The 13,632-nt window shown below is 38.5% G+C and carries 8 protein-coding genes; 7 read left to right on the top strand and 1 reads right to left on the bottom strand.

Translation table 11 applies throughout. The features are described 5' to 3' along the window. Positions 1–2,363, bottom strand: a 2,363-nt coding sequence (locus tag ABWO41_RS08430) for an MG2 domain-containing protein (protein ID WP_353136379.1), incomplete at its 3' end; no start/stop codon positions are given. Between the two features lie 129 nt (positions 2,364–2,492). On the opposite strand from ABWO41_RS08430, the gene ABWO41_RS08425 reads away from it, so the two are divergent. The 7 genes from ABWO41_RS08425 (at position 2,493) to ABWO41_RS08395 (ending at position 13,577) form a co-directional block, all read left to right on the top strand. Beyond that, positions 2,493–4,331 carry a DNA topoisomerase 3 gene (locus ABWO41_RS08425; protein WP_353136376.1) on the top strand — a complete coding sequence of 613 codons (1,839 nt, stop codon included), beginning with the start codon at positions 2,493–2,495 and terminating at the stop codon, positions 4,329–4,331. A gap of 73 nt (positions 4,332–4,404) precedes the next feature. After that, entirely contained in the window at positions 4,405–6,003 is a 1,599-nt protein-coding gene (gene susR / locus ABWO41_RS08420; protein WP_353136373.1) for a SusR family glycan utilization regulator, read from the top strand. A 194-nt stretch (positions 6,004–6,197) separates the two neighbouring features. After that, complete coding sequence (locus ABWO41_RS08415) at positions 6,198–6,725, top strand: DUF5004 domain-containing protein (protein ID WP_353136370.1); 528 nt, start codon at positions 6,198–6,200, stop codon at positions 6,723–6,725. A gap of 15 nt (positions 6,726–6,740) precedes the next feature. Next, positions 6,741–7,838: a hypothetical protein gene (locus tag ABWO41_RS08410; protein ID WP_353136367.1), complete on the top strand. Its 1,098-nt coding sequence runs from the start codon at positions 6,741–6,743 to the stop codon at positions 7,836–7,838. A 9-nt stretch (positions 7,839–7,847) separates the two neighbouring features. Next, the gene (locus ABWO41_RS08405) at positions 7,848–10,781 is read left to right on the top strand and encodes a SusC/RagA family TonB-linked outer membrane protein (RefSeq protein WP_353136364.1); all 2,934 of its coding nucleotides are present in this window, start codon (positions 7,848–7,850) and stop codon (positions 10,779–10,781) included. Between the two features lie 20 nt (positions 10,782–10,801). Further along, complete coding sequence (locus ABWO41_RS08400; RefSeq protein WP_353136361.1) at positions 10,802–12,316, top strand: RagB/SusD family nutrient uptake outer membrane protein; 1,515 nt, start codon at positions 10,802–10,804, stop codon at positions 12,314–12,316. A gap of 22 nt (positions 12,317–12,338) precedes the next feature. Continuing rightward, complete coding sequence (locus tag ABWO41_RS08395; RefSeq protein WP_353136358.1) at positions 12,339–13,577, top strand: glycoside hydrolase family 99 protein; 1,239 nt, start codon at positions 12,339–12,341, stop codon at positions 13,575–13,577. Positions 13,578–13,632: the final 55 nt, after the last annotated feature.

Genomic DNA, 13,632 nt, shown 5'->3' with positions numbered 1-13,632 from the left:
ACAGATGCTGTGAGTCTTACAGAAGGATTCCCAACAGTCGCAGATGTACTGCCCTGCTGTGTTTCTCCGCTAATATCTGTAACGTCGGCAGTTATGTTATAGGTGAAAATTTCATCTGTAGCCTGAGGCATAAAACTGATATAAAATGAGCCTTGTTTATCTGTTTTTGTACTGTCTGTATAATAAATTTCTCTTTGACCAGTATAATATCCACGGTTTTTAAATACGGTATAGGTAACTTTGGCTCCCTGTAAATTATAACCAGCATAGCTTTTGGCAATACCGGTAATTTTAATGGAGTCTTTTTGAGTCAGTTTTTCTGTAGGAGGAGAAAACTGTATGAAAAAAGCCGGCCTTTTATATTCTTCGATTTTAAATGAATGCCTGTGGTTTCCTATCCTGATGTAATACATACCGCTTAGCAAGCTTTTCGGGATTTCAAATGAACCACTAAAAGTCCCAAATTCATTGGTTTTTAATTTTACTTTTTCGAAAACAGACAGACTGTTCCTAAATGTTATCTCTACTTCGTCTCCTTCACAAACTTTTGGGTTTTCTGCGGAATTGATGTATTTGATACCCTTGAAATAGATGGTTTGTCCGGGGCGGTATATTTCTCTGTCGATAAATAATGAGGTTTCGGTTTCTTCCTTGCTGGTTTCTCTGTTATGTTCAATCAGGAAATAAATAGCTGAGTTATATAAGACATCATTCTTTAACCTCAGTTTGTAGCTATGGTATTTGTCTTTCTGAGTAATGAAAAAGCCATTGTTATCCGTTTTCCCTTTGGCTAAGATCTCTTTTGAAGTAGAATTGCTACTACTCTCGTGTTTATAAACAGTAACAGAAACATCTTTTAAAGGGGAGCCTGTAGTTCTGTCGGCAACTCTTATTTTTTGTTTTCCATTTTCTGCCTTTGAAAGGACTGCCATGTTGCTAATGTTGAAATATGCCAGTTTTATATCTTCCTTTTTAATGTCTTCGTATTCAAGAACAATAAAGTAAAGACCAACAGGTAGTGGCTCAATTCTTATTTCTGTAATGTTCTGCTTAAAATTATGCTGCTTTGGCAAATCCAACTTTACGACCTTATAATGTTTTCTCTTTTTCAGGTATCCTAATGCCGCTTCCCTGTCTGGATTCCTACCTTGTGTTAATGGAAAGATTTTTTCCAGATCATCTTCATTTAATTTATAAATAGTGTATTTGGCCTGGCTTACGTTTTTAAAATCTATAGTAGCTAATATATTTTTACCGGGAATAGTATTTACCTCAAGGCGTATATTAAGTTCTTTCTTTTCTAGCCTGAACAAACGAACTTTGGCATTTTCGGAAGCATTGCTCTCAGGAAATTTCTCAATAATACTTTTATAAATAGCGTAAGCAGCGGATTCTTGCTGTTTTCGCTCATAAATGAGCGCTTTTTCGTAAAGAACATCTGCAATGGTCGCAGATGACGGATATTGTTTTTCAATATCACTTAGTGCTTTTAAAAGTAAGGAATCTCGATTTTTAAAACCGATATAATAAGATGGAATATTAATAAGACGGTTTAAATATAAATCAGCAAGTGCATCTGCATGGTTCTTTTTATGGTGAAATTGATATAGATTCTGATAAATACCAATAGTTTTTTTTAGTAATGAATCTGTTTCCGAAAAGACGACTTCCTTCGAGTTGTAAAAAATGTAGTTATTATCAAAAAGAACATCTTCACTGATGGTTTTTCGCGTATTAAAAACGTTGAGATGCGACTCCTGACTATTGTAAAATGCAAGTGCCCTATGGGCTAATAAATCGTAAAGCGAAGGCCTGAGGTTCTGGTTGACGTTGTCTTTAAGGACCAGAGCATATTCGCTTATAGCAATGTTTTGCAGAATTTCTTTTAATGCTACAGAAGCATCATATAGATTTGAGATTTTTCGGGTAATAGTCCTGAAATCCCAATTTCTGAAATCGCTTTCTTTTTCGATGCTGTTTCTGTTGCTAATCTTATAGCGATTTTGTTTATAATAGTTCCAATATGTTTCTGCCAGAACAGATTGCAGAATGGCTTTTAAGGGAAAAGCGGCGTTCTCAGTCTCCCTATTAAGGACTTCTATGTTTTTTTCGAGATTCTTTTCTGTTTGAGCAGTTAGATTCAGTTCGTAAAGGATAGCGTTCAGCCTTTGTATATCATTTTTGTCGGCAACGGCTAGTGCTTTTAACTCGTGTACTTTTTCTAATGCAGATTTGGGTAGGTCCTGTGTTATCAGCGAGTCAATCTGTTGTTGAAGCGCGCTATACTTGTTTTGGGCCGAGGTATAGGTGTAGGTCAAAGAAAACAAAATTAAAAGTAAAGCCGAACGATATTTTAAGCTCATAATGGTTATGATTTTTTTCTTAAGATAAAATTACTGTTTTTGTAGATAAAAGCAAGATGTTCATAACTCGGTATTTCCAAGCTGAATAATTATCCCCATTTTTGAAGTTCAAAAGACCGTAGCGAAAACATGAAAGTAGTTATAGCCGAGAAGCCATCAGTAGGAAGAGAATTAGCCAAAGTTTTTGGAGCAACCACCAAAAAAGACGGATATATTGAAGGCAAAGGATATTCTTTTACATGGGCCTTCGGCCATCTCTTGCAATTGGCTCCGCCACAAGAATACGGTTTTTATGGCTGGCGGAAAGAAAACCTACCCATGTTGCCACAGAAGTTTAAACTTTCTATAAGAAAGGTAAAAACAAAAAATGGCATTGTTGAAGATCCGGCTGTAAAGAAACAGTTAGATACCATCAAAAAATTATTTGATGAATGTACGGAGATCATTGTTGCAACGGATGCTGGGAGGGAAGGAGAATTGATTTTCAGGTACATTTATTATTATCTAAAGTGCAAAAAGCCATTTCGCAGGCTTTGGATTTCATCGCAAACAGACGAAGCCATAAAAGACGGTTTTAGAAATCTGAAACCCGGAACAGAATACGATACTCTGTTCAACTCTGCTCATGCCAGATCACAATCAGACTGGCTGGTTGGAATGAACGCTACACAAGCTTTAAGTATTTCTGCCGGAAACAAAGCTGTTCTTTCTTTAGGAAGAGTGCAAACACCCACTTTGGCAATGATCTGTGCCCGATATCTGGAAATCAAAAACTTTGTTCCGAAAATATACTATCAGGTAGCTATTCAGCTGTGCAAAGACGAACAGTTTTTTAAAGCCATATCAACAAAGAACTTTGATACCAAAGAAGAAGCAGAAGCTGTTTTAGCGAAGGTTCTAGATGTTGAATCTGGAAATCCGACAGGAGGACATATTAAAAACGTAGAAGGAAAAGCAAAGAAAGAACCACCCCCGTTACTGCATGATTTAAGCTCTTTACAACAGGAGGCCAATAAAAAGAAAGGCTATACAGCAGATCAGACTTTAGGTATCCTGCAGAATCTGTATGAAAGTAAGTTGGTGACTTATCCAAGAACTGGTAGCAGATATATTGGAGATGATATCTTTGCTACTGTCCCCGACTTAATTGCTAAATACAAAAGCCATAATTTTTTCGGTAAGTCGGCAGAGTTTTTATTGGCAAACAAGCTGAATAAGCGTAGTGTAAACGCAAAAAAGGTAACAGACCACCATGCTGTTTTGCCAACAGGAATAGATCCGGGATACCTGCCTGAAGACAAACAGGCTATTTATGATATGGTTGTGGGTAGAATGCTGGAAGCCTTTCATCAGGATTGTATTAAAGAAACAACTAAAATTTCCATAGAATCGGGTAGTGATTTTGTAGCCAACGGAACAGTTATAAAAACAGCGGGCTGGCGTTCAGTTTTCAACGATCCGGATGACGAGAAAAAAGACGCTTCAGAAAATGCAACTCTGCCAAAAGTAGACAAGGGCGAAGACCTTCCGGTAACAAAAAAGGCAGTGGTAGAAAAGCAAACCAAGCCAAAACCTCAATATACCGAAGCAACTTTGCTGAAAGCACTGGAAACCTGTGGAAAGGAAATAGAAGATGAAGAGTTGCGTTATGCAATGAAAGATAGCGGACTGGGCACTCCAGCGACCAGAGCGTCTATTATAGAAACTTTAATAACCAGGGAATATATCTCCAGAGAGAAGAAGAATCTAATTCCAACAGCTAAAGGGCTGGCGATTTATGAAGTTGTTAAAGAAAAGAAAATAGCACAGGCAGAATTAACCGGGCAATGGGAGAAAAGATTAGAGGAGATCAGGGGAGGAGCATCTGTTCTTGATTTCAAAAATGAGATTATTGATTATACCAGAAATATTACCCATGAATTATTGGTAGCAGGAGCAGGCCTGGAAAAAATGCTGGTTACCGGATAGATAAAAATACAGCAACAATTTATTGCGTTAAGAAAAATTCATAGTTTAGCGTATAAATAGACCAATAGCCGAAATGTACCTCAATAGTTTCTTTATTTCCCTGTTTCTCTCTTTTTGCATTGCAGCAAATGCTCAAGACACCACTTTGGTTCAATTAGATTCTTTTATAAAGCAGAAAGATAAATTCGATCAGGAAAAAAGAAAACGTATAGACAAGCTTGAAAACGATCTGCAAAAATTAAAGGAAGGCGATCTCGAAAAAAAATATAACACCTACCTGGCCCTCTACGAAGAATATAAAACATTCGATTTCAATAAAGCCTTTGAATTTTCCAATAAACTGGAAGAAGTCGCGGCGCTTCAAAAAGATTCCGTAAAAATAGCCTATTCAAAGATGAAGAAAGGCTTTATATTACTGTCTTCCGGAATGTTTAAAGAAACGTTTGACGCCCTGAAATCTGTGAATGCAAATTTTCTCACAGACAGCATGCGGGCAGAATACTATTTTCTAACAGCCAGAAGTTATTATGATCTGGCAGATTACGATAAAGACCAGTATTTTTCTCCGCGATATGTGGAAAAAGCAGGGTTGTACATAGACTCGGCCGGTTATTTATGTAAAGCTGACTTTTATAGGTACCGCTATTTTCAGGGGCTCAAGAATCTCAAATTGGGAAATATAACCCTGGCGTCTGATATTTTAAACAAGCTACTTTCCGAAGAAGATTTATCTTATAGCGACTATGCCGTTATCGCATCCACGTTAAGTGATATCTATATCCAGCAGAACAATACTCAAAGAGCTATTTATTTATTGGCAAAAGCTGCTACTGCAGACATAAAAGCTTCTACAAAAGAAGCTGCGGCTATGGTTAACCTTGCGCAAATCCTGTATCAGAAAAACGATGTTAAAAATGCCTATACCTTTATCAACGCTGCCATGGATGACGCTAATTTTTATGGTGCCAGACAAAGAAAAGTACAGGTAAGCGCATTGTTAAAAGTAATCTCAGGAGTAAAAGTCAATTCAGTAGAAGAACAGCGCAGGGTATTAACACGGTTTGTTTTAGCCCTTGCGGTGCTTTCTCTTACTATTATTGCATTTGCCATTATTATATACAGGCAATTAATTAAACTGCGCAAAGCCGATAGAGTGATCACAAAAGCAAACGAATCTTTAAAGCAGACCATCGTAAAGCTTAATGAAGCCGATAAGATTAAAGAAGAATATATAGGCTATTACTTTAATATCAATTCCGAATACCTGGATAAACTGGCCTTGCTAAAGAAAAGCATTGCCAGCAAGCTGGAAAAAAAGAATTACGATGATATCAAGATTGCCATAGAAAAAATAAACCTGCATAAAGAGCGTGAAAATCTTTACCTGAGGTTTGACAAAACCTTTTTGCAGCTATTCCCAAACTTTGTCGATGAAGTAAACAAGCTTTTTAAGGAAGAAGACCAGTTTATTCTCTCTTCAAATCAGGAGTTAAATACAGAATTAAGGATTTTTGCCCTTACCAGAATGGGAATTACAGATAATGATAAAATAGCCCATATTCTGGATTATTCTGTAAATACAATTTATGCCTATAAAAATCGTGTAAAGAATAAATCTATTGTACCAAACGACAAATTTGACGACTATTTAATGAAAATCAGAGGCGTTTAACTCCATATTTGATTAATATTTTTAAAGTGCCTTGTTTTGTTTAATTTGTTGTTTTTCAGTGTTTTGTGTGTTTGTTCGCTTTAATATTTTCTATATTTCACTAAAAAATATTGCTTTCCCTTTTAATACAAGCTTTCTTTGTCATGTCTCGGAATAAACCGGGTTTAAACCAATTTTTTAATTAACCTAAAATCATGAAAACAATTAGAGCATTGCTTCTTTTGTGTCTGGTTTCTTTATTCTTTTTACAATTTGGGTGTAAAAAGCCAGATGATGGTTCTTATGTAGATCCAATAACACTTTACGAAAAAGTAAAAGGCGAGTGGAAATTAAACGACATCTCTCAGGTAGATGAAACGGCAAAAGTTGCAGGAATATCTCCAGATGAAATTAGTCTCTTTAGTCAGTTTGGATTCGAGAATTTAACGTTGTCTTTGCAGGTAGATGAAAAAAACAATCCCACTACTTATTCGGTAAGCGGAGATGCTCCCGAATTGTTTCCTAATTCCGGTTACTGGGATTTAAGCGCTTCTTTTCCTGCTGCAAACGGGACTGCTCCGGTTATCAATTTATATTCAGATCAGGCGAAGACCGATTTACAGGCCCAGCTGAGCGTAGTATCCGTTCCGGGAGCAAAAACAGAAATGGAGCTAAAACTAACGCGTAAGTCGGGTGGAGTGGCTTTCGTTTCATACAACTACAAATTGACCAATGTCCAATAGAAAACCAAAAGAACCATGAAGAAATTTTTATACATCATGTTAGGATGTCTGCTTTTCTCGGCAGGCACTCTAAAAGCGGCAACAACAATTACAGATCCAGATAAAATTTGGACAGTTCCCGCCGTATACGCAATGGACGAAGAAGTAACCTGGTATTTTGATTTTGCAAGTGCCAGTCAGGTAGGTGATGGTGAGGCATTATACATGTGGATCTGGGCACCCACAAATCCAACAGGCGCTCCCGTTCCGTTGCAATATAAAGGAGATAGAATATGGGCGATAACCATGACTCCGACTACCTTCTTCAATATGACCGTTCAGCAGTTATTTGATAATAAAGAGCCGTTTTATTTTCTGATAAGAGATTTGGATGCCACGAAACTGACCGGAACGCTATCCATTCCAAAAACCGATTTCATTAAGAATTTTACCGAAAGCGGAAAGATTATGGATTTTGCCCCATCAGATTTTCAGATAGGAGGAACATTAAGTATTCTCTTCAACTCTAATCTGGTAGAAGGCTTTAATCCGGTGTCTTCAACCGTACATATGCATGGCGGTTTAAACGATTGGGACAAAGTGCAGGGATTTGATGCCTGGCTGCCCGAGATAAGAACAAAAACAGCCTTTAAACATTTAGGCAACGGTATCTATAAAAAAGATTTAGTACCACAAACTTATTTCGGTGTAAGCGAAGATTACGATATGCAGAATATTGTCTTTGTCATAGCTAAATATAACGGAAATGATGCTTCACCAGATTGGGCAGGAGCTTCACCGGATTTCAAGATTCTGGCTCCCGGTGTTCCGGAACCGCCACCGGCAAAACTCTATTTTTTTCCATTAAAAGTTAGTCTTAGCGACATATGGACCATTACAAGAGAAAATAACAATCGTGGTCAGAGATTAGATTATACCATTACCGGAGGAGCAAAAACGCTCTCTGGCGAAATGGAAGGAACCATGGCCAGACAAAGGGTATTTATCAATCTAGCCAAAGAGTTTAAAGGGATGCAAATAGATAAACTGCATGTATTGATAAAAGATCAGAACGGGACAACAATACACGATGGCGATATCTCATTGGCAAACATAGACAAGCCTGCTAAATAATTATCAATTATGAATCTCAAGAATTTATCTAAATATATTCTGATACTTATCACGCTGATAGGAGCTATTGGCGAAGGATATGCACAAAGTTCAATTACCGTTACAGGAACGGTAACCGACAAAGAAAAGTTGCCGTTAATTGGTGTTGGTATTGGCGGAAAGTCGGGCAGAGGAACTCAAACCAATGTAGAAGGAAAGTTTACGCTTACAGCCACAGAAGGCGAACTGCTTACATTTTCGTATATCGGTTACAATACCATTCAATTGCCGGCAAAGGCAATAATGAATGTCGTATTAGAAGAAAATGCGGTAATGCTGGAAGCCGTTCAGGTAGTAGATGTAGGTTACGGAACCATGCGTAAGTCTGACCTTACAGGAGCAATCTCCTCTGTTTCAGCAAAAGATTTACGTCAGGGAGTAATTACATCTGCAGAACAGTTATTGCAGGGAAAGGTCGCCGGTTTAACCGTAGTTCAGCCTAGTGGCGATCCAACTCAGGGATCTTCGTTAAGACTTCGTGGAGGAACTTCGCTTTCGGCAAGCAACAGCCCGTTAATTGTAGTAGACGGAATTCCGGGAGTAGACATGAACACGGTTCAGCCCAATGAAATCCTTTCTATAGATGTGCTGAAAGATGCATCAGCCGCGGCTATTTACGGATCCAGAGGAGCAAACGGAGTAATCATTGTAACTACCAATAGAGAAAATGCAGGAAAATCTATGAATTACAACGGCTATGTTGCTGTTGGTAATGTCGCGAAGAATTTAGACCTGTTGTCTGCAAACCAATGGAGAGCTTATGTGAGGGAAAATAATATTTCGGGAGCAATAGATTATGGTGCTGATACTAACTGGCAGGAAGAATTGCAAAGAACAGCTGTTTCAAACTCACACAACATCTCTTTTACCAACGGAGGAAAAGATGGAGGTTATAGGGCATCTATCAGCTATCTGAATTCAGAAGGAGTTATCAAGACAAGTGCATTGAACCGTTTATCCGGAAATCTATCTGCTCACCAAAAAGCCTTGAATAATCGTTTAAAACTGGAAGCCAGTGTTTTTGCAAACCGGGATAATTACAATCCGGTAGACATTGGAATTTACGAAAGAGCTTATAATCTCAATCCGACACTTCCGGTTATGCAAAACGGAGCTTACACACAAATAGGCGGAACAAACAGCAACAATCCTGTAGAAGTATTGATGAACAGACAGGATGATCAAACCAGAAAAAGATTATTGGGCTTTGCAAAAGCAGAAATTGAGATTATAGAAGGATTAAAAGGTGTAGTGAATACTTCCTACGAATACAATTCGCAACAAGGGCGATTTTTCTGGCCATCTTATTCCTTTAATGGACAAACAGATAAAGGCTACGCAAGAAGAAGCACTGGAGATTATACCAATTCTCAGGTAGAAGCCTATTTAACCTATGATAAGATATTCGATAACATCCATCGTTTCAACATTACCGGAGGTTATTCTTACCTGATTAACACTTACGAAGGTTATGGTGCAGAAAGAAGAGGTTTCGACTCTGATTTGTTCGGATACAATAATCTGGCTGCGGGAAGCGATTTCCGTATGGGAGATGTCTATTCTTACAAAGGAGAAGCTAAGCTGATCTCTTTCTTCGGAAGAGTGAACTATGTTTTGAAAGACAAGTACATGCTAACCGGTACATTGAGAAGGGACGGATCTTCGCGTTTTGGAGATAACCATAAATGGGGCTTATTTCCAGCGGTTTCTGCCGCATGGAGAATTTCTGAAGAATCGTTTCTGGCAAATAGCAAAGATTGGTTAAACAATCTGAAGCTGAGAATAGGTTATGGTATTACAGGTAATCAGGATGGCATAGGCGAATATAAATCCTTATCATTAATGGGAACCGGAGGTGGAGCATATTACGACCAGGCTACAGATTCTTGGAAACAATCTTACGGAATTGTACAAAACCCAAATCCCGATCTGAAATGGGAATCTACTGCCCAAACAAACATCGGATTAGATTTAAGCCTGTTCAACAGGTTTAATGTGACCGTTGATGCCTATATCAAGAAAACATCAGATTTACTGTATACCTATGACGTTCCGCAACCGCCATATCTATATGATAAAATGCTGGCAAATGTTGGCGATTTAACTAATAAAGGAATCGAATTTACGCTGGGAGCCAATATCATGCGAACAAATGATTTCACGTGGAACGCCAATTTGGTATTAGCTCACAACAAGCAAAAAATAGATAAACTGTCAAATGATATTTATCAAACCGATGCCATTTCATCGGGAAATCTGCATGGTTTAACCGGTATGTCTGGTGTGTACACACAAATCATTAAAGAGGGCTATCCGGTTGGAACTTTTTGGGGACCTAAGTTTTTAGGATTCGATGAAGACGGAAAGTTCTTATTGGAAAAAGATGAAACAGGAGCAGTAGTCAACCAATATTTAGGAAATGTACAGCCAAAACTAACTACTGGATTTGCCATGTATTTTGCCTACAAAAACTTCGATTTAAATATTGCCGCCAATGGCATGTTTGGACAAAAGGTATTAAATGCGCAAGCTATGAATATCAGCTATCCAGGACGTTTGCCGGGATACAATGTGCTGGATTCCTGGCTGGACAATAGTCATATTACCGAAGGTCCGGTGTTTTCTGACTACTGGATAGAGAAAGGGGATTTCTTAAGACTGCAAAGCTTAACACTAGGTTATAATCTTCCGATTAAAAATGCATGGTTTAACAGAATCAGACTATATGCAACCGGAGAAAACCTGTTTGTAATCACCAATTATAAAGGTATAGATCCGGAAGTAAATATATCGGGATTAAAGAGTCCGGGTATCGACAAATCTGTTGGAACAGCAAACGATGGCGATAATTACTATTATCCGCGTTCCAGAACTTTCTCTTTCGGTTTAAATCTATCGTTTTAATACATTAAATGGGACTAAACATGAAATCAACATCAATTATAACTCTTGCGCTTAGCGCTTTATTGCTAAGCTCCTGTACAGATTTATCAGAAACACTTTATGACAGAGTGGGATCTGCCGATTATGGGAAAACACCGGCCGAAATAGAAACCATTGTAGGAAAAGCGTATTCTTCATTACGCGGAGGTGCTTCTGATGGCGTAAATTTCTATCCTACCGGAGAATTTGTATTCTTTGTTTCCTCGATATCTTCAGACGAATGTGTAATACCTACCCGTGTTGGAGGCGATTGGTACGATGATGGTGTCTATCTGGAACTGCAAAAACACACATGGACACCTAACAATCCAAAGATATGGGCGCCATGGAAGTATTGCTATGGTGGAATAGCCGCAACAAATGCGATCCTTTACCAGGTACAGCAGTCCGGATTAAGTGAAGAAGCCAGCAAACCCTTAAGAGCCGAGCTTAAAACTTTAAGAGCCTATTATTATTATAAGCTGCTAGATATGTATGGAAATGTGCCTATAGACACATCTTATGTAGTCAGTCAGGCACCGGGGACTTCTCCCAGAGCAGATGTCTATAAATTTGTCGAAAACGAGCTTTTACAGAATATTGCCTATTTACCCCAAAAAGCGTACGGGCGGTTTACGCAGGATGCGGCCAATTTACTCTTGGCAAGGTTGTACCTGAATTCGGAAGTATATATTGGGCAAGCCCGTTGGCAAGATTGTCTGGATGTCTGCAGCAGAATATCCGGGCAGTTATCTACAGACTATTTTGCAAGCTTTAAACAGAATAATCAGACTTCGCCAGAAATTATTTTTGCTATTCCGTACGATAGCAAAATGGGAACAATAGGAAACTATCTGGCATCCATGACCTATCATTATGAACAAAAATGGGCACTCTCCGCATCGGGAAATTACCAATGGTGCGGTAACGGAATTGCCGCACAGCCAGGTTTATATTCAGCATTTGAAGAAAACGATATCAGAAGAAAATCATTGCTGATAGGTCCTCAAATAGATTTAAGAACCGGATCAACCATTATTATGCCGGCTTCAGGAAATCCGTTAATCTATACAGAAGAAATATCAAATGTAAACGAAGCACTTCAGAATGAAGGAGCAAGGCTTGCGAAATATGAAGATAAAGCTGGTGATGCCTGGGAGCGTGATTATGATATGGTACTGATGCGATATGCCGAAGTTTTGATGATGCAGGCAGAGTGTAATGTAAGATTGAACAATCCGGCTGCGGCTCGCCCATTTGTAGAACAAATTCGTACCAGAGCAGGATTATCAACTCCAGAGACGATAGATTTAGCTTTTATTGATAGTGAACTAAGAAGAGAATTTGTGTTTGAAGACCATCGCCGTACAGACAATATCCGTTTTGGGACATTCTTTGGAGCATGGTGGGAAAAACCGGCTGATGCAGCAGACAAGCATACCGGAATATTCCCTATTCCTCAACAAGAAATCAATAAAAATGGTAAGCTCGCGCAAAATCCGGGATATCCAAGGTAATTTTTAAACTAAATTATTCGCCATGAAACTAAAAGGGATTGTGATATTATTGTGTGCGCTCTTCTCCTCCTGCAAAAAGTCGGGAGGAGATTCAAATCCGCCAGATAATGGAAAAGAGATAACTGTTTACGAGCCACAGCGGGTCAGTAAAACTATCGACAAAAAGGTATACGTACATTTAATGCCCTGGTTTGAAGATAAAACAACGAATGACCAGGCAGGGAAATGGGGGCAGCATTGGACTATGGCCAATAAAAATCCAGATATTACAGATGGTAACGGAATCCGCCAGATTGCAGCACATTATTATCCGTTAACAGGGCCTTATGCTTCCGGAGATCCTGATATCATAGAATACCAATTGCTCCTCATGAAATTGTCGGGAATAGACGGTGTGCTGATTGATTGGCCTGGAATTACCAAACTGTATGATTATCCTTTACTGGTTAGGAATACAGAGAAATTTATAGAACTTATTGGTAAAGTGGGGCTAAATTTTGCAATTGTCTACGAAGATCAGAATATCAATATTGCCTTCAATAACAACACAATTACAAATAAAATAGGCACTGCACAGGGCGATATGACTTATATGGAGACAAAGTATTTCAAAAATTCCAATTATATAAAAATAGACGGAAAGCCTTTGTTGCTGGTTTTTGGTCCGCAGACATTCCAGTCAGAATCCGAATGGACACAGGTTTTTGCGCCTTTGAATACCAAACCCGCTTTCTTCACCCTGTGGAACGAATCTAACGAAGCCGGAAAGAATGCTTCGGGAGAATTTGCCTGGGTGTATAAGAACCATCTGGACGATTTAAACGGATTTTATAGCAAGACGTACAGCGGAATAAAAATATCATCAGCTTACCCAGGGTTTCATGCTTTTTATCAGGAGGGAGGGTGGGGAACCAATCCATTTAAGATAGATGTTAGTTTACAGACATTTTCCCAAACGCTTGATCTGGCCTTACAGAGCAATGCGCCTTATATGCAGCTGGTTACCTGGAACGATTATGGAGAAGGAACGATGATTGAGCCTACACAACAGTTCCAATATGGTTTTTTGACGATTTTACAGGGCAAGCTAGGTGTTCAGAATATTAAAGAAGAAGACCTTAAAGCTGTTTCATTATTATACGAACTAAGAAAAAAATATAAAACAAACACCGGGAAGAAAAAGAACTTAGATCAGGCTTTTTACTACTTCATTTCATTAAAGCTCTCCGAAGCCAGGTCTTTGCTGGAAACAACAAAATAATAGAGAACCTAACATCAGTTTATACATTATGTCGATAAGAAAAATATTGGCAGGG

Origin of the sequence: Pseudopedobacter sp. (genome assembly GCF_040392825.1) — a bacterium.
Taxonomy (GTDB): domain Bacteria; phylum Bacteroidota; class Bacteroidia; order Sphingobacteriales; family Sphingobacteriaceae; genus Pseudopedobacter.
This window is presented reverse-complemented; position numbering and strand designations above follow the sequence as displayed.